The sequence below is a fragment of the Tenacibaculum discolor genome, from assembly GCF_003664185.1.
Taxonomy (GTDB): Bacteria; Bacteroidota; Bacteroidia; order Flavobacteriales; family Flavobacteriaceae; genus Polaribacter; species Polaribacter discolor.
Window position 1 is genome coordinate 77,269 of the sequence record NZ_RCCS01000006.1, and the last position, 16,067, is coordinate 93,335.

The 16,067-nt window shown below is 29.7% G+C and carries 19 protein-coding genes; 8 read left to right on the forward strand and 11 right to left on the reverse strand.

Going from position 1 to position 16,067, the window contains the following annotated elements:
* Nucleotides 1–28 precede the first annotated feature (28 nt).
* The 5 genes from C8N27_RS06515 to C8N27_RS06535 all read left to right on the forward strand — a co-directional run bounded on the left by C8N27_RS06515 (nucleotide 29) and on the right by C8N27_RS06535 (nucleotide 3,180).
* Nucleotides 29–1,063, forward strand: a complete 1,035-nt coding sequence (locus tag C8N27_RS06515; protein WP_121146722.1) for a quinone-dependent dihydroorotate dehydrogenase — start codon at nucleotides 29–31, stop codon at nucleotides 1,061–1,063.
* A 3-nt stretch (nucleotides 1,064–1,066) separates the two neighbouring features.
* Nucleotides 1,067–1,681: a LysE family translocator gene (locus C8N27_RS06520; RefSeq protein ID WP_121146723.1), complete on the forward strand. Its 615-nt coding sequence runs from the start codon at nucleotides 1,067–1,069 to the stop codon at nucleotides 1,679–1,681.
* Nucleotides 1,682–1,793: 112 nt separating this feature from the next.
* A complete protein-coding gene (locus C8N27_RS06525) occupies nucleotides 1,794–2,354 on the forward strand; it encodes a helix-turn-helix domain-containing protein (protein ID WP_099214534.1) in 561 nt (186 codons plus the stop codon).
* 98 nt (nucleotides 2,355–2,452) lie between these two features.
* The gene (locus C8N27_RS06530) at nucleotides 2,453–2,689 is read left to right on the forward strand and encodes a hypothetical protein (protein WP_121146724.1); all 237 of its coding nucleotides are present in this window, start codon (nucleotides 2,453–2,455) and stop codon (nucleotides 2,687–2,689) included.
* Nucleotides 2,690–2,850: 161 nt separating this feature from the next.
* Nucleotides 2,851–3,180, forward strand: a complete 330-nt coding sequence (locus C8N27_RS06535; protein ID WP_099214532.1) for a cupin domain-containing protein — start codon at nucleotides 2,851–2,853, stop codon at nucleotides 3,178–3,180.
* 23 nt (nucleotides 3,181–3,203) lie between these two features.
* On the opposite strand, the gene C8N27_RS06540 is transcribed toward C8N27_RS06535, so the two are convergent.
* Nucleotides 3,204–3,734, reverse strand: a complete 531-nt coding sequence (locus C8N27_RS06540) for a YfiT family bacillithiol transferase (protein ID WP_121146725.1) — start codon at nucleotides 3,732–3,734, stop codon at nucleotides 3,204–3,206.
* Nucleotides 3,734–4,420 carry a tetratricopeptide repeat protein gene (locus C8N27_RS06545; protein ID WP_099214530.1) on the reverse strand — a complete coding sequence of 229 codons (687 nt, stop codon included), beginning with the start codon at nucleotides 4,418–4,420 and terminating at the stop codon, nucleotides 3,734–3,736. Before C8N27_RS06545 ends, C8N27_RS06540 begins: the two co-directional genes overlap by 1 nt.
* Before the next feature lie 231 nt (nucleotides 4,421–4,651).
* Here C8N27_RS06545 and lon point away from each other — a divergent pair, with 231 nt between their 5' ends.
* Complete coding sequence (gene lon / locus C8N27_RS06550) at nucleotides 4,652–7,108, forward strand: endopeptidase La (RefSeq protein ID WP_121146726.1); 2,457 nt, start codon at nucleotides 4,652–4,654, stop codon at nucleotides 7,106–7,108.
* 62 nt (nucleotides 7,109–7,170) lie between these two features.
* Here lon and C8N27_RS06555 read toward each other — a convergent pair whose 3' ends face one another.
* Genes C8N27_RS06555 through C8N27_RS15885 form a run of 3 tightly spaced genes read right to left on the reverse strand, consistent with a single transcriptional unit; the run spans nucleotide 7,171 to nucleotide 7,745 of the window.
* Nucleotides 7,171–7,350, reverse strand: coding sequence for a hypothetical protein (locus tag C8N27_RS06555; protein ID WP_121146727.1), 180 nt, complete (start codon nucleotides 7,348–7,350; stop codon nucleotides 7,171–7,173).
* A gap of 27 nt (nucleotides 7,351–7,377) precedes the next feature.
* Nucleotides 7,378–7,548 carry a hypothetical protein gene (locus tag C8N27_RS15880; protein WP_167444730.1) on the reverse strand — a complete coding sequence of 57 codons (171 nt, stop codon included), beginning with the start codon at nucleotides 7,546–7,548 and terminating at the stop codon, nucleotides 7,378–7,380.
* 26 nt (nucleotides 7,549–7,574) lie between these two features.
* Nucleotides 7,575–7,745, reverse strand: coding sequence for a hypothetical protein (locus C8N27_RS15885; protein ID WP_164723413.1), 171 nt, complete (start codon nucleotides 7,743–7,745; stop codon nucleotides 7,575–7,577).
* 281 nt (nucleotides 7,746–8,026) lie between these two features.
* Here C8N27_RS15885 and C8N27_RS06560 point away from each other — a divergent pair, with 281 nt between their 5' ends.
* On the forward strand, nucleotides 8,027–8,239 hold the full coding sequence (locus C8N27_RS06560) for a hypothetical protein (protein ID WP_099214527.1): 213 nt from the start codon (nucleotides 8,027–8,029) through the stop codon (nucleotides 8,237–8,239).
* Between the two features lie 8 nt (nucleotides 8,240–8,247).
* Here the strand turns inward: C8N27_RS06560 and C8N27_RS06565 are convergent, their stop codons facing one another.
* Nucleotides 8,248–9,843: a helix-turn-helix domain-containing protein gene (locus C8N27_RS06565; RefSeq protein ID WP_167444731.1), complete on the reverse strand. Its 1,596-nt coding sequence runs from the start codon at nucleotides 9,841–9,843 to the stop codon at nucleotides 8,248–8,250.
* 395 nt (nucleotides 9,844–10,238) lie between these two features.
* Here C8N27_RS06565 and C8N27_RS06570 point away from each other — a divergent pair, with 395 nt between their 5' ends.
* On the forward strand, nucleotides 10,239–10,673 hold the full coding sequence (locus C8N27_RS06570; RefSeq protein ID WP_099214525.1) for a hypothetical protein: 435 nt from the start codon (nucleotides 10,239–10,241) through the stop codon (nucleotides 10,671–10,673).
* A 76-nt stretch (nucleotides 10,674–10,749) separates the two neighbouring features.
* Here the strand turns inward: C8N27_RS06570 and C8N27_RS06575 are convergent, their stop codons facing one another.
* The 5 genes from C8N27_RS06575 to C8N27_RS06595 all read right to left on the reverse strand — a co-directional run bounded on the left by C8N27_RS06575 (nucleotide 10,750) and on the right by C8N27_RS06595 (nucleotide 16,063).
* The gene (locus C8N27_RS06575) at nucleotides 10,750–12,978 is read right to left on the reverse strand and encodes a M1 family metallopeptidase (protein WP_121146730.1); all 2,229 of its coding nucleotides are present in this window, start codon (nucleotides 12,976–12,978) and stop codon (nucleotides 10,750–10,752) included.
* Nucleotides 12,979–13,049: 71 nt separating this feature from the next.
* Complete coding sequence (locus C8N27_RS06580; RefSeq protein ID WP_099214523.1) at nucleotides 13,050–13,544, reverse strand: DUF6702 family protein; 495 nt, start codon at nucleotides 13,542–13,544, stop codon at nucleotides 13,050–13,052.
* 30 nt (nucleotides 13,545–13,574) lie between these two features.
* A complete protein-coding gene (locus tag C8N27_RS06585) occupies nucleotides 13,575–14,372 on the reverse strand; it encodes a carboxypeptidase-like regulatory domain-containing protein (protein WP_121146731.1) in 798 nt (265 codons plus the stop codon).
* Nucleotides 14,373–14,463: 91 nt separating this feature from the next.
* A complete protein-coding gene (locus C8N27_RS06590) occupies nucleotides 14,464–15,243 on the reverse strand; it encodes a carboxypeptidase-like regulatory domain-containing protein (protein ID WP_121146732.1) in 780 nt (259 codons plus the stop codon).
* Between the two features lie 4 nt (nucleotides 15,244–15,247).
* Nucleotides 15,248–16,063 (reverse strand): carboxypeptidase-like regulatory domain-containing protein, encoded by an 816-nt coding sequence (locus C8N27_RS06595; RefSeq protein WP_121146733.1) that lies wholly within the window; start codon nucleotides 16,061–16,063, stop codon nucleotides 15,248–15,250.
* Nucleotides 16,064–16,067: the final 4 nt, after the last annotated feature.

The following is a 16,067-nucleotide window of genomic DNA, read 5'->3' on the forward strand; positions in this document are numbered from 1 at the left end:
AATAAATAAGACAAACTAAAATAAACTGATGTACAAATTACTTATTCGTCCAATTTTTTTTCTTTTTGATCCTGAAAAAATTCATCATTTTACATTTTCATTGGTAAAGTTTTTATCAAAAATACCAGGAGTGCCTTCTATTTTTAGAGGAATGTATCAAATAAAAGATAAAAAGTTAGAACGTAACTTATTTGGGCTAACTTTTAAAAACCCTGTAGGATTAGCAGCAGGGTTTGACAAAAATGCAGTGTTGTATAATGAACTGGCTAATTTTGGATTTGGTTTTGTTGAAATAGGTACAGTAACACCAAAAGGTCAAGTAGGAAACCCAAAAAAGCGTTTATTCCGTTTAAAAGATGATAAGGGAATTATCAATCGAATGGGTTTTAATAATGAAGGTTTAGAAGAAGCAATTGAACAATTAAAAAAGAATAAAGGAAAAATAATTATTGGTGGAAATATTGGTAAGAATACGAATACAGCTCCTGAAAATTATACAGAAGACTATGTAGCGTGTTTTAAAGGATTACATCCGTATGTAGATTATTTTGTGCTTAATGTAAGTTGTCCAAATGTATCTAGTCATGCAAAACTTGAAGATGCTGATTACTTAAAGGAACTAATTACTGAAGTTCAAAAGTTAAACAACGCTGAAGCACAACAAAAACCTATCTTATTAAAGATTGCGCCAGACTTAAATAATCAACAGTTAGACGAAATTATTGAGTTGGTTGCTAACACCAAGATTGATGGAGTAATAGCGTCGAATACTTCAGTAAATAGAGATAATTTAAAAGCTTCTAAAGAGCGTTTACAAGAAATAGGTAATGGAGGAGTAAGCGGACAACCAGTTAAAGATAGAAGTACGAGGGTGATTAAGTATTTAGCAGATAATTCTAATAAAGCATTTCCTATAATTGGAGTAGGAGGTATCCATTCTGAAAAAGATGCTTTAGAAAAGCTTAAAGCAGGTGCAGACTTAGTACAAATTTATACAGGCTTTATTTATGAAGGACCAAGCTTGGTAAAAAGAATCAATAAAGCTATTTTAGCTGAAAGTTAATTTATGCTAGAAACTCTCATTTCTTTTGTATTTGCTACGGCTACTTTAGCTATTTCGCCAGGACCTGATAATATTTTTGTGTTGACACAAAGTATCGTCAATGGAAAAAAATATGGGTTAGCCACGGTTGCTGGTTTAATGACGGGATGTATTATTCATACAACTTTGGTTGCTTTTGGAGTTTCAGAAATCATAAAACAAAATCCCAATTTATTTTTTATTATTAAGTTATTTGGAGCAGGATATTTACTGTACTTAGCTTTTCAAGTGTATAAAAGTGATGCTAATATTGCTTTTTCAACAGAAAATGTACAGAAAAAATCAACACTACAATTATTCAAAACAGGTTTTTGGATGAATGTGCTAAACCCCAAGGTTACAATTTTCTTTTTGGCGTTTTTCCCACAGTTTTTGTTTTCTGACACCTTGTCAAACGTTATTCAGTTTTATGTATTAGGAGGTCTGTTTATACTAACGTCATTTTTTATATTTTCTTCAATAGCTATTTTAGCAGGAAAAATTTCCGATTATATCAAACAGCACAATAAAGTAGGAATATACTTAAAGTGGGCTCAGATTGTAGTGTTTGTAGGTATTGCTCTGTTGATTTTATTATAGTTAAAGCTTTTTTGTAAAAAATAGGATAAATACTAGTTGTTATTACTCCTGTATAGGTATTTATAATGTATCTTTAACTAATTTTAAATCAGGTATTTACTAATAAAACACGATGAAGCTATATGTAAAGTATATGGTAAGTTTAAGGTGCAAACTAATGGTTAAACAAGAGTTGCAAAAACTTGGACTTCATTATACCAATATTGAGCTTGGTTTGGTTGAAACTCAAGAAAAACTTACTGAAAAACAAAAAGAACAGTTAAAATCTAATTTAGCAGTTTCTGGCTTGGAGTTATTAGATGATAAAAAAAGTATTCTCATTGATAAGATAAAGAACACAATTATTAATATGATACACTATTCAGAGGAAGTACCTAAGGTTAATTACTCTGATTTTATTAGTGAAAAATTAGGATATGATTATACGTATTTATCCAACTTGTTTTCAGAGGTTAAGGGGATTACAATTCAGCATTTTATTATAAAACATAAAATAGAAAAAGCCAAGGAACTTATACTTTATGATGAGTTAAATCTTACTGAGATTTCTTACAGATTGCACTATAGTAGTGTGGCTCATTTATCTAATCAGTTTAAAAAAATAACAGGACATTCACCTTCTTATTTTAAAAAAACAGGAAAAAAGAGAAGTAAAAACCTTGAAAATCTGTGATTTATGTAATATAATACTTTGATTATGTAATAGAATTAGTGTTATTTAGAACCATCTTTGTATAAATGTAATTCAGCATTATTTTAAATTATGTAATCATGGAAACCGAAAACAAAGGAGAGCAGAAAAAAACAAATGAGTTTTTTAAATTTAGTGGAGATTGGGGTAAACAGTCTAAAGCATTAAAGGATAAGTATCCTAAATTAACAGAAGAAGATGTGAAATTTGAATCAGGAAGAGAAGTAGATTTATTTAAAAGACTAGAAACTAAACTACATAAGGATCGTGGTGAGGTAATAGGTATTTTAAAGGCTAACTACCAAGCTACTCTTTAAAACTAGTTTTTATAATAATCATTAATAAAAGAATCGTTTTAGCTCAAAACGATTTTTTTTATATAAAAATCTGTGATATATGTAATTTAAAGTAGGTTTTATGTAATAAATAATTGATCATTTCAACGTAACTTATAGTTCAATTTTAACCTTTATATTACATGAAAAATGATGAATTTAAGAAGTTGATAAGTTATAATATAAAAGATAAGTTACATTATGTTTCGAACACTATAGTAATTGAACATATATCATACGCTGAAACAAACGATATTATAGTACTAGCTTTGGATTATGGTAAAATATATAAGCCAGAGCCAACTCCTTTTTCAACATTTATTCAAGTTATAGAAGGATCAGCAGAAGTATTGGTAGATGAAGTATTTACTAACTTGCAAAATGGAGACTCTATGATTATACCAGGAAATACAGCAAGCACAATTGAAGCTCATCAAAGGTTTAAAATGCTCTCTATTATTTTAAAAAAATAACAAATGATTTTTTATCATGTCTTTTAACACCAGCCTTTTCTAATTAATAATTGTTCAATATGTGCATAATGATGGTTACAATGCCAAGCATAAATACCAATGTTTTCTTTTAAACTTACTTCTTCATTTCCATCTGGATGGATAAACGACTTGTTTAAGTCATCCTGAGTTAACCCTTTTAAGAAATAAATCCATTTGGCATGTAATGCTTTTAGAGTATCTAACGAAAGTTGAATAGGAGCAGTTTTAGAATCAAATAATTCAGCCCAACGATCTTCAAAATAAGCCTTTATAACTGGTTTATCTTCAGTAAGAGCCCATTTAAAGCGAGTATAAGAATTATGATGACTATCAGCACAGTGATGTATCACTTGCCTAATTGTCCAACCTTCTTCTCTGTATGGAGTATCTAATTGTTCTTCGGATAAATCAGAAACTAACTTGTTTAGTCTTTTTGGGAAGTCTTCTATGGTTTCAATCCATTTAGCAATATTTTCAGAAGAAATATTGTTTGGTATCTCAGGTTTACCAATAGGGTATTTTAGCTTTTCCATTATTCTTCATTTTTTGAAGTTAGTTTTTCTAAATTTCGTTTAGAACTACTATTTTCAGGATTGATAGCTAGTGCTTTTTTATAGTATTCAATAGCTTTTATAGTATCTTTCATTTTAGCATAAGCATCAGCAGTACTATCGTAGGTATTAGAACTATTAGGATACAATTCAATGTTGATTTTAAAAACATTAATTGCGTTTTCAAATTCATCTTTTCTAAGATATTGATATCCCAATCTGTTTAAGTTTCTTTCTCTAATTACAGGATTTAAGCTATCTTTTTCTTTAATAGCTTTATAACCTTTTAAAGCAGCTTCAAAGTTACCTTCTGTTAAATATTCACTAGGTGTTCTTTCTCCTTTTTTTAGCTTCTTGAAAACATATTTTTCATCATCGTGTTCTCTTTTTTCAGCTAATTCTATTTTGTTTTCAGATGTATTAAAAATTAGTTTCTCATTCAATTCTCTAACGTAAAAAGAAGAATCGTTTACTTTTAAAGGCTCTAAATCTTGATTACGCCATTTTATAAGCAATTTATTATCTTCATTAAAAGTAACTTCTATAATTTCATCAGCATTAAAATAATAACGTCCAGCTGCTTTTTCTGTAAACTCAGGAGAGTTTGTTTTAGAAGAACAACTAGCAAATAATAGTATAAGTGAAAGAATTAAAAATTTAAATTTCATTTTTCTGGTTAGTTTTTGTTGAAGTAAGATATTAATAAGACGATTCAAAATAAAATAAGTTACAAATTAAGTTATTTATAGCTTTTGTTGGCATAAGAATTGAAATATAGATAGTATGATAGATATTAGAGTGTTTGTATTCTTTTGTTTATCAGTGATTTATGATTTTAAAAAAGTGGTTTTATTTTAAGTGAAAAATTAAAAGTGCCACTATGACAGAATAAATAAGATATGAGCAAATCAAAAATATTACATTTAGACAATTTGTCGCTTCAAGATGTTTTTAATGAAGATTCTGAGTTAATCCCATTACTAACACCAGAAGATGAAGAGTTAATAAATAGAGAAAGTATTCCAGAAGAGTTACCAATTCTTCCATTACGTAATACAGTTTTATTTCCAGGAGTTGTAATACCAATTACAGCAGGTAGAGATAAGTCTATTCAGTTAATTAAAGACGCTAACAAGGGAGATAAAGTTGTAGGAGTAGTAGCGCAAAAAGATAGTGAAGTAGAAGATCCAGGAATAGATGATATTTATCAAACAGGTGTGGTTGCACAAATATTACGTGTGTTAAAAATGCCTGATGGTAATACAACTGTGATAATTCAAGGTAAAAAGCGTTTTGAAATTGAAGAAATTACGCAAGAAGAACCTTATTTAAAAGCAAAGGTAAAAGAAGCTGTTGATGAACGAGAAATTGACGATCAAAAAGAGTTTGATGCAATTATCGATTCTATTAAAGACTTGGCATTAGAGGTTATTAAAGAAAACCCTATGTTACCTTCAGAAGCATCGTTTGCAATTAAAAACATTCAGTCAAGTTCATTTTTGGTGAATTTTATTTCATCAAATATGGAGTTAAGCGTATCGCAAAAACAAGTATTGTTAGAGAAAGACAATTTAAAAGAGCGTGCGCTACTAACGTTAAAGAACTTAGATAAAGAGCTTCAAAAATTACAATTACGTAATGATATTCAATCTAAAACACGTTCTGATTTAGATAAGCAACAACGTGAATATTACTTAAACCAACAGTTAAAAACTATTCAAGATGAGTTAGGTGGTGTTTCTCATGAGCAAGAGCTAGATGAAATGCGTGCTAAAGCAAAGTCAAAGAAATGGAATAAAGAGGTTGGAGAAACTTTTGAAAAAGAGTTAAACCGTTTAAGACGTATGAATCCTCAAATGGCCGAATATGGTGTTCAACGTAACTATTTAGAGTTAATGTTGGAGTTACCATGGGGAGAGTATTCAAAAGATAAATTTGATTTAAAAAGAGCTGAAAAAATCTTAGATAGAGATCATTTCGGATTAGAGAAAGTAAAAGAACGTATTATAGAACATTTGGCTGTTCTTAAGTTACGAGGCGATATGAAATCGCCTATTATCTGTTTATATGGACCTCCAGGAGTTGGTAAAACATCGCTTGGTAAATCGGTTGCTGAAGCACTAGGGCGTAAGTACGTACGTATGTCTTTAGGTGGTTTACGTGATGAAGCCGAAATTCGTGGACACCGTAAAACTTATATAGGAGCGATGCCAGGTCGTTTAATTCAAAATATTAAAAAGGCAGGGACTTCAAACCCAGTGTTTGTATTAGATGAAATTGATAAGTTAAGTCAAAGTCATCAAGGAGATCCTTCTTCTGCTATGTTAGAAGTTTTAGATCCAGAGCAAAATACATCGTTTTATGATAATTATTTAGAAGTAGGCTACGACCTTTCTAAGGTATTATTTATTGCTACAGCTAATAATATTAATCAAATTCCGTGGGCATTGAGAGATCGTATGGAAATTATTAATGTTACAGGTTATACTATTGAAGAAAAAGTAGAAATAGCAAAAAAATACTTATTTCCTAAACAGTTAAAAGAGCACGGATTATCTAAAGAGCATTTAACGGTAGGTAAAAAGCAAATAGAGAAAATAGTAGAAGGATATACAAGAGAATCTGGAGTTCGTGGTTTAGAGAAACAAGTAGCAAAAGTAGTTCGCTTCGCTGCAAAGTCTATAGCAATGGAGGAGGAGTACAATGTTGTTTTAACGAATGAAGATATAGAAACTATTTTAGGACCTGCACGTTTAGAACGTGATAAATATGAAAGTAATGATGTAGCAGGAGTAGTTACCGGATTGGCTTGGACAAGTGTTGGAGGAGATATTTTATTTATTGAATCTATTCTTTCTAAAGGAAAAGGTAACCTTTCAATTACGGGTAACTTAGGTACGGTAATGAAAGAATCTTCAACAATTGCAATGAAGTATATTAAATCTAATGCGGAGGAGTTTGGAATAAACCCTGAAGTATTAGATAAGTATGATGTACACATTCACGTACCAGAAGGGGCAACTCCAAAAGATGGACCAAGTGCTGGTATTACTATGCTAACTTCTTTAGTATCTTTGTTTACGCAACGTAAAGTGAAAAATAAATTAGCTATGACAGGTGAAATTACGTTACGTGGAAAAGTACTTCCAGTTGGCGGTATTAAAGAAAAAATATTGGCTGCAAAACGAGCAAACATCAAAGAAATTATTTTGTGTGCTGATAATAAAAAGGATATAGAAGAAATAAAAGAAAGTTATTTAAAAGGATTAACATTCCATTATGTAACCGATATGAGTGAGGTAATTGATATTGCACTTACCAAGCAAAAAGTTAAGAATGCTAAGAAACTTGTATAGTTTATAAAAAAAAGCCACTTATTAAGATATAAGTGGCTTTTTAATTTTAACAAGTTACTTGATTATCTAGTAGCTATTTCATCACCTGGTTGAAAATAAGGTTGACACCAACAAGATACCATAGGAGGTGTACCTATACATGTATATACTGTATGATCAGGACATTGTAGTATTCCCCCATTAATTTCTCTTTGTTCTGATTTATTCAAAACGTTTCCTAATTTTGAAATTGAGTTTAACATAATTAATAGATTTTAGTTATTAACTTTTTAATGATCAAAGTCTTCAAGAGGTTCTTCAGCATACTCAAACTCACACCAGCAACCTAACCAGTTACATCTTAATACTTGACCTCTAGGGCAAGTTATTTGGCCTCCATTGATTTCTCTTTGTTTTGATTTGTTCAAAACGTTTCCTAAGTTTGCAATTGATTTTAACATGATTGATTAGTTTTAGTTATTTGTTTTTAATGATCAAAATCTTCAAAAGGTTTTTCAGTATATTCTGGCTCACACCAGCATCTTATCCAGTCACATTTTAAATAAGTTCCTCTAGGACATACAATTTGACCTCCATTAACTTCTCTTTGTTCTGATTTATTCAAAACGTTTCCTAAGCTTGAAATTGATTTTAACATGGTTAATTAATTTAATTTTCCTTACTCTATTATATGCTTTTCAGGTTCCGCATTTAAGAATTATGTATCACAAATATTGTGAGATTAGCAAAGGAAAAGAAGCATGTTAAGTGACTATTTAAGAAAAAAGCAGGTACTATTTAAAAAAAATAGCACTATAAAAAAGTGTTTAAGTGCTTGTTTATGAGTTGTTTGTTGTTTTGTTTTGGAGTGATGTATGTGTAAGTGAAAAAGAACTGATAAAAAAAATTAACTTTACCTAAACAGAAAAATTAAAACTTATGAAATGCTTATCTATTGAGTCGTTAATGAAGTATGAATTAACATCAGAAGAAAAATTTAAAATATTTGCAGGAGACCCAATTGCAAAACCAAACACAGAAGTATTTGGTGGACCTGATACAGATGGAGAAGAAGATTGTTTACCTCCACCTCCTGGAGAGGATAGTAAAGATAAATGCTATGAGTACAAAGTTTTTAGTATTTACAAATAATTATAACATTATAACTCTTTATTAATTTTTTCTATAAATTGATAAGGAGTTATACCTATATGTTTTTTAAAAATTCGAGTAAAGGACTTAGAGTTCTTGTATCCAGCTATTTCTCCAATAGCTTGAGTTGTATAAGATCTCACTTTCTTGTCATTACTTAATACTCCAATAATATAATTAATTCGTAACTCATTTGTATAATCATTAAAACTCATTTTTTTATAATCTTTAATGATTTTTGATAGGTAGGTAGTATTAGTGCCTATTTTTTTTGCCGCATTATACAGGTTAAACTCTTCTTTTAAAAAGTATTTTTTCTCCTCTATTTTTAATAAACCATTAATAATTTGTTGATGTTGTTCATCTTTTATTTTTACGGTATTAGGTGATGAAAAAGATTTTTCATTTAAGTCTTCTTTTTTTGAGATTTTAGCTAATAATTCATCTAGTTTTTCATTAGCTTTTCTTTTCTCTTTAGAGTTTTTAACAACTAGGAAGCTAATAATCAATAGGGTGAGGATTAGTATTATAAAAATTGTTCTGTAATAAAAACTTTTGTTAGCAATGTATTCTTTTAATTCTTTTAACTCTTTTATTTTTTTATCAAGATCTATCTTGTAAGCTCCATTGATTTGCTGTTTTTTTCTTGAAGTAAGTTTATCATAATCAATAATAAAAGTGTTTAAATGATATTTAGCAGAGTCTATTTTATTTTGCTTAGAGTGAATTTTAGAAAGATAATAATGAGTGTGTAAATAATTGTAATCTAGAATTGTGTCTTTTTTTATTTTTAAAACCTTTAGAAAGTTCTCTTTTGCTTTGTTTAGATTATTAGACATGTAATAATTATAGGCATTATTATAATAACCTTTATACAAGTATGACTGTGATTTACTTTTTTCAAATAACTCTATGCTTTTTTCAAGGAAAGAACTGGCTTTAGAGTATTCTTCTTTTAAGGTATAAATAGTCCCCTTGCCATAATAAACTTTGCCAGTGTAATAGCTATTAAGATTAAACTCTTTTGTTTTTAGTATGGAATTATAGTAATGTAATGAAGAGTCTGCATATTGTTGTTTCTTTTTATCATTTTTATATAAGGTAGCATAAATAGCGGCAACATTAAACATTCTTTTATACTTACTACTATAGTACTTATTAGAAAGAGCTTCTTTATTTATTTCTATAAGTTCAAGAGTTTCTTTTGCTTTATTAAGAGCTTTGTCTAACTCTCCCATATCTTGATAAATGAGCGCTATATTACCTTTAATTTTAATAGTTCGCTCAATATCTTTAGCTAAAAAAGCGTAGTTTTCAGCTGCTATATAATTTTGTAAAGCAGATTTAATTAACTTTTTTCTTTTATCAGAATTACCTAATAATATATGGATATCGAATAGTAAGGGAAAATTTTTATTGGTTTTGGCTATCTTGGGTAGATACTTATTTATACTATCTTTAAAAGGAATGTTTATAGGCTGTTTTTCTCTTACTTTTAAATATTCTGTAGCAGCATATCCAAAAGTCTTGTAAGCAACATTATTACTTTGTAAAAGTTTGTTCATGTAATATAGAGAGCTATCAACACCAATTTCTCTATTCAAGTAGAACTTTTTTTTAAAATCTTTTAAATCACTCTCGCTATACTTCTTTGTTGTTTGAGAGAAAGAAACAAAACAAGTAAAAAATACTAAGAAGAGAAACGAAATTTGTTTTAACATGATTTATTGGAGGAGTTAAAGAATTAATAGGAACTGCAAAATAAAAAATATTTAAATATTTTGAGCTATTAATCAGCAGCTTGTTTTGTTCTTTTTTAATGGTTTATAGAGTGTTATTAGTCTATATACAGATTACTTTAGTAAATAATGTCCAGATAAAAGAAAAGAACTTAGACGATAATTAAAAAGATAAAATACTTTTTATAGGTAAAAAACGTTGTTGTTTTAGTTATATTTAAAAACTTAAAAACAATATCAAATTTAAACCCTTGAATTTTATGAAAAAACTACTTTTATTAACAGGTCTTTTATTCTCTGTAGCTTCGTATTCTCAAATTGAATTTATTGAAACTACTAAAACAGAAATAGTAGGAAAGATAGAGTATGTTTATTTAGAGAAAATAGGAAATGAAGCTTATAACTTTTATTATAAGAATATTAACGATCCTATTCACGAGTATGTTCATTTTTCTTTTAAAAACTTAGATAATGATGTAGAAAAACTACACCAAATAATCGTAAAAGGTTTTGAAGAAAACCCAAGAGATCCTTATAAAATTAAAGCAAACGGGGATGTAATTTGGTTAAAATATACAAAGGTTGACGGAGTTGTTATGTTACAAATTCAACAATATGTAAGCAGAGATCCAGATATTATGACAGTTTCTAAATTACTTACTTATGAAGAAGTAAATAAGTTATTTAGTAAATAATAATAATTAAGATGATAAGTTAAAAAAAGCAGCCTTAAAGGCTGCTTTTTTTTATGACTAGGTTTTTATAACCTTATTAATTTTTTGCTTTGTTTTTAAAAGCATCAAACTTGTTTGTTGTTTGTTTAGGCCAGCTGTTGTTTGAAGTATCAATATCAGCAGTTTCTAAATCAGGATCTACAACAATACTTTTAATTTCTTGTGAAGAAGTAAATACTCTGAATACTTTACGTTCATCTTTCTTCCATATTTGAGCAGGGAAGGTTTCACGTTTTTTAGTACCATCAGCATATGTTAACTCCACAATAATAGGCATTACTAAACCTCCTGGTTTTTCAAACTCTACCTGATACATGTAGTTAGGAATCTCTTTTAAGCTAGCTTTTTTATCAGAAGGTAACTCTTTGATGTATGCTTCTACCTCAGATTTATCAGCATCTTTTTTATCAGTTGTTAAGTATATTAATTTACCTAATTGAGCAAAGTAAGAAGGGTATTGCTGTTGTATTTTCTTAGTTTCTTCATTTGGTTTATTAGTTAAATATAAAGGCTTAACCTCTTTAATTCCAATATCAGTATAATCAGTTGTATAGAACCAACCTCTCCAGAACCAATCTAAGTCCATACCAGAAGCATCTTCCATTGTTCTAAAGAAATCAGCAGGAGTAGGGTGCTTAAACATCCATCTTTTAGAGTATGTTCTAAAAGCATAGTCAAATAATTCAGGTCCCATAATTGTTTGACGTAACATATATAAACCTGCTGCTGGTTTAGTATAAGCATTAGGTCCAAAATTATGCACATAATCACCTTGAGACATAATTGGGCTTAACTTATTCTGATCTAAACTCATGTAACGAACAATATCCTTAGGTAAGTTACCAGTATTAAAGTTAGGATCGTAATCTAATTCAGCTAAAATTTCTACAAAAGAGTTTAACCCTTCATCCATCCAAGTCCACTGACGCTCATCAGAATTTACAATCATAGGGAAGAAGTTATGACCAACCTCATGAGTAATTACTCCAATCATTCCGTTTTTAACTCTATCAGAATATGTTCCATCAGGATTTGGACGTCCGTAGTTAAAACAAATCATTGGATATTCCATTCCTTGACGTTTTGCGTGTACAGAAATAGCTTTAGAATATGGGTAATCAAAAGTCATTTTAGAGTACTCTTCTAAAGTATTAGCAACAACACGAGTTGAATGCTCTTCCCATAAAGGATTTCCTTCTTTTGGATATAATGAAATAGCCATCACATCTTTTCCGTTGATGTTTACTGCCATTGCATCCCAAATATATTTTCTTGACGAAGCAAAAGCAAAGTCACGAACTTTGTTTGCTCTAAAATGCCAAGTTTTAGTTTTTGTAGTTCCTTCTTTCTCGTTTGCTTCAGCTTCAGCCTGCGTTACAATAAATACAGGGTTTTTATACGATTTTCTAGCTTTTTCAAAACGCTTGCGTTGTTCTTTTGTTAAGACTTCTTTTTCGTTTTGTAATTCACCAGTAGCCTCTAAAATATGATCAGCAGGAACTGTAATTTTTACATCGTAATCACCAAATTCTAAAGCCCATTCACTACGACCCCAGAACTGCATGTTTTGCCATCCTTCAACATTATTATAAACACATAACCTTGGGAAAAACTGAGCAATGGTGTAGTTTTTATTTCCGTCAGGGAAAGATTCAAAACCAGAACGACCACCGTCTTCAACAGAATTGTTGATTAAGTAGTTCCATTTAATTCTAAACTTAAAAACTTCACCTGGTGCCAATGGTTTAGGTAAGTTTATACGCATCATAGTACGATTAATAGTATGAGGTAAGTCTCTACCATCAGCATATTTTACAGCTTCAATATTAAAACCGAAAGCTTTTGGCTTGTCCATGTTTTCACTCACAAATTTATCAGGAGTTTGAAAACCATTAGCTCCTTTAGATTCTGCCAAAGGCGATTTAGAATCTGGAGCTCTCATATTTTGATCTAACTGTAACCATAAATACTCTAAATGGTCTTTAGAGTTATTGTGGTAGGTAATATCTTCATCTCCGTATAACCTGTCTGTAGCTTCATCTAAACGTAAGCTCATTACATAGTCCACTTTTTGTTGCGTGTATGCATGACCTGGCGCTCCTGATGCTGTACGTTGATCGTTAGGAGTTGCTAAAACATCTTTTAATTGTCGAAATTTGTTTTGGTCGGTATGACCTTGCTGGCGTTCTTTTTTAGGAGCTTCTTGGGCAAATAAGGAAGCGGATACAAAGAGTGCCGAGAATAATAGCGTAGAATATTTTCTCATTATATGCTTATTAGTTTTTGAATAAATAAGCGGAAAGTTAATGAAATCTTATTACTAAAAAAGAAGGTTTATTAAAAATTTAACAAACCTTTATCATTATCACTCGATAAAAACAAACTTTTACGTTCTTTTTTAACAGTTGCTTTAATAAGGTTTTGTTGATCAGGGAAATGATCTACTAAAATATCGTTTTCTACTTTTATTGTTTTTGGGAGTGAAACATTTTCAATTTCTAAATAAAAGTAAACAATGTCACCATCATATTCTTTACCTATAAATTTATAGGCTTTTTCATCATCATTTATATTAATCTTAAAATGAGCTTTTAAGTATTTATAAAAGTATTCGTTAATAGATGGTAACTCATTTTTAGTAGCAATTTGAAGATTAGTGTTATAATCTTTGTTTATGGCCAGTTCAATATCATCCATAAAAACATTCATAATCATTTGTACACTTTGAGTATCTTCTCTGTATTCAATTTCAGTTAACGCAACATAGTATTTATGTAAGGTAAATGATAGTAGTAATGGAAGTACTAATAAAAGGATGATAACTTTCTTCATGGTTGATTAAAAATCAATTATTGCGCCAAATTAGTGTTTTCCAATAATTTTAAGGTATTCTGTATGTTCTTTTCTAAAAATTTTAATCACTTTTAACACTTCGCGGTTTTGGTAGAGTTTTTCTATGCCTAACGGATTGCAATACTCTAAAAAGTGATAATACTTATCTACAGGAATTTCAAGCTCAACAAAAAAGAAGTCTTCACCTAGTTCATTAAGTAGTTTTGCAGGCATACTTTCTTTAAAAGCTAATTCTTTACGAAGTTTCCATAGTTTTTCTGAGTCTTTTACAGGAAACGTATTGGTAGTACCCATACCTTCAAAAGCTTTAGTAGGATCGACTCTAACCACATTAGGCTTTACATGTTTGCTTATATAATCGTCTGAGTGATAATTAGTATAGTTAACATTAGAAAAGTTGGTAGCTTTACTTGCGATTTCTAAGTTTTTATCTTGTTTTACTTTTTTAAGGTCTTTGGCTAATTCTCCTGAAAGTTCATTGTTTCTTAGTAAAACTTCATCTAGCTCATAGTCTTGCTTTTCAAGAGTGGTTCTTTTTCTATAAGTATTAAAATCAGCTTTGGTAAGCTTTTCATATATGGTTTTATAACCTATACTACTATACCTTATAGAGTCGGTAGGTCTGGCAAAAAGTTTGTATTCTCCTTTATCATTAGAAAATGTTGCTTGGTTTGTTGAAAAGTTAACAATATGAGCATTTTCTAACACACCGTTTTCATCATAAACAATTCCAAAAAGTGTTTTTCGTTCTTCTTGAGAGAATACTAATTGAGATAAAAACAATAAGGTTATTAGAACTTTTTTCATGGTACTTTATAAGGTTAGATTAGTATACACCTAAAGGTACAAAATATTTTAAGAAAGCGTAACTTAAATAACCAAATAGGGAAGAGGTATTTTAATTATATTTTTTAGGATTTAGCTTTTTAAATTCTTCTGATTTCTGCTGTAAAAATGTAATCATTGCTACTTCATTATTTAAATAAAGAGTATTGAAGTCATCGGCAGATTCGGCAAAGTAAATGAATCTGTCAATATCCTCTTTTAGTATTTTTATTTCATGTTCAATAACTATATGGTAGTTGTTACGTATATTTTCTATTCTTTTTTCTCTGTCTTCAATAGCTTTAAATTTTTTTAGTTTTTTTAATCTTCCAGACATCCAATTTAGCAATAGATCTACAGGTATTATTCCTCCATAACTTGAAGTAGCAGTATGTAGCCTCCTTTCAGCAGAAGTAAGTATTCTAGAACCAGCAAAGGGCAGGTTTAATGTTTCGGCATTAATTTCTTTTTCAGACTTTATATGTTTTGTGTCCGAAGAAATATATCCAAGCAAATTATGTTTTTTTATCGCTACTTCATCCAGTTCAATAGGTACTTTTTTTAGTTGAATGTAATTTTCTTGTATTCCGAAGTTATTTATGTTTACCACAACGTTTTTGGTTTCATAACCAACAAACGAAATTTGTAAAGTATCACTTACTTTGGCTAAAATCCTAAACTCACCATTGTTATTAGTAAAGGTTCCTTGTTTAGTGTTTAGGTTAATAACATGTGCGTTAGAAACGACACTTACTTCATCTTGTATGGTAGCGTAAAAGAATTTTCTGCTTTCTTGTGCTGTAGTTTTTATTATAAAAAACAGACAAATAATTGAAGGGAGTATATTTTTCATGTGCTTAGTTATTACTAATTACTTTTAAATAGCTCTTACTTTCTTGCTGTAAGATAGCAATCACTTTTAAAAGCTTTTTCTCTTTATATAATTTTTCTATACCTAAGGGATTACAAAATTCTAAAAAATGGAGATACTTATCTTTAGGTATGTTAAGTTCTTTATAAAAGAAATGTTCTCCAAATTCTGAGAGTAGCATTTTAGGAAAGCTTTCTTTAAATTTTATTTTTTTTCGGGTTCTTTTTAGCTGTTCAGAATAATTATTTTTCCCTAAACTAATTGCGCCTCCAACACCAGCAAATTTAGCAGTAGGGTCAGTTACTTTTCTCATATTAGGAACCCCCATTTTATCAATCTCATCAATAGGCATAATAATAGGGTCTTGAAAATCAATCATAGAAAAATCCAAAGCTCTTTTAGCTTTTTCCATGCCAATATCTTTGGGCGTTTGTTTGGCATCAATAGCAATAGAACCTATTAAGTTATGTTTTTTAACTTCCACTTCATCCAATTCAAAAGGAACTTTAATCAGTTTAATCTCGTTTTCTTCCATTCCAAAATGAAGACTCGTAACCTTAACTTTTTTGGTTTCGTATCCTACAAACGAAACCTGTAAGGTATCGTTAGGCTTTGCCAATATTCTAAATTTACCTAAATCGGTACTAAATGTACCCTGCTTGGTATTTAGGTTGATAATATGAGCATTGGGTATAGCACCAATTTCATCATTTAAAACCCCGTATAAGAACTTTCTTTTTTTCTGGGCAGTAGCACCTAACGTAATAAGAAGTAAAAGTATGATGGGTAGTTGTTTAATCATGCAA

Excerpts from the sequence above, each read along its gene's own strand:
- C8N27_RS06515 (WP_121146722.1), top strand. The coding sequence starts at position 29 with ATGTACAAATTACTTATTCGTCCAATTTTTTTTCTTTTTGATCCTGAA.
- C8N27_RS06520 (WP_121146723.1), top strand. The coding sequence starts at position 1,067 with ATGCTAGAAACTCTCATTTCTTTTGTATTTGCTACGGCTACTTTAGCT.
- C8N27_RS06525 (WP_099214534.1), top strand. The coding sequence starts at position 1,794 with ATGAAGCTATATGTAAAGTATATGGTAAGTTTAAGGTGCAAACTAATG.
- C8N27_RS06530 (WP_121146724.1), top strand. The coding sequence starts at position 2,453 with ATGGAAACCGAAAACAAAGGAGAGCAGAAAAAAACAAATGAGTTTTTT.
- C8N27_RS06535 (WP_099214532.1), top strand. The coding sequence starts at position 2,851 with ATGAAAAATGATGAATTTAAGAAGTTGATAAGTTATAATATAAAAGAT.
- C8N27_RS06540 (WP_121146725.1), bottom strand. The coding sequence starts at position 3,734 with ATGGAAAAGCTAAAATACCCTATTGGTAAACCTGAGATACCAAACAAT.
- C8N27_RS06545 (WP_099214530.1), bottom strand. The coding sequence starts at position 4,420 with ATGAAATTTAAATTTTTAATTCTTTCACTTATACTATTATTTGCTAGT.
- lon (WP_121146726.1), top strand. The coding sequence starts at position 4,652 with ATGAGCAAATCAAAAATATTACATTTAGACAATTTGTCGCTTCAAGAT.
- C8N27_RS06555 (WP_121146727.1), bottom strand. The coding sequence starts at position 7,350 with ATGTTAAACTCAATTTCAAAATTAGGAAACGTTTTGAATAAATCAGAA.
- C8N27_RS15880 (WP_167444730.1), bottom strand. The coding sequence starts at position 7,548 with ATGTTAAAATCAATTGCAAACTTAGGAAACGTTTTGAACAAATCAAAA.
- C8N27_RS15885 (WP_164723413.1), bottom strand. The coding sequence starts at position 7,745 with ATGTTAAAATCAATTTCAAGCTTAGGAAACGTTTTGAATAAATCAGAA.
- C8N27_RS06560 (WP_099214527.1), top strand. The coding sequence starts at position 8,027 with ATGAAATGCTTATCTATTGAGTCGTTAATGAAGTATGAATTAACATCA.
- C8N27_RS06570 (WP_099214525.1), top strand. The coding sequence starts at position 10,239 with ATGAAAAAACTACTTTTATTAACAGGTCTTTTATTCTCTGTAGCTTCG.
- C8N27_RS06575 (WP_121146730.1), bottom strand. The coding sequence starts at position 12,978 with ATGAGAAAATATTCTACGCTATTATTCTCGGCACTCTTTGTATCCGCT.
- C8N27_RS06580 (WP_099214523.1), bottom strand. The coding sequence starts at position 13,544 with ATGAAGAAAGTTATCATCCTTTTATTAGTACTTCCATTACTACTATCA.
- C8N27_RS06585 (WP_121146731.1), bottom strand. The coding sequence starts at position 14,372 with ATGAAAAAAGTTCTAATAACCTTATTGTTTTTATCTCAATTAGTATTC.
- C8N27_RS06590 (WP_121146732.1), bottom strand. The coding sequence starts at position 15,243 with ATGAAAAATATACTCCCTTCAATTATTTGTCTGTTTTTTATAATAAAA.
- C8N27_RS06595 (WP_121146733.1), bottom strand. The coding sequence starts at position 16,063 with ATGATTAAACAACTACCCATCATACTTTTACTTCTTATTACGTTAGGT.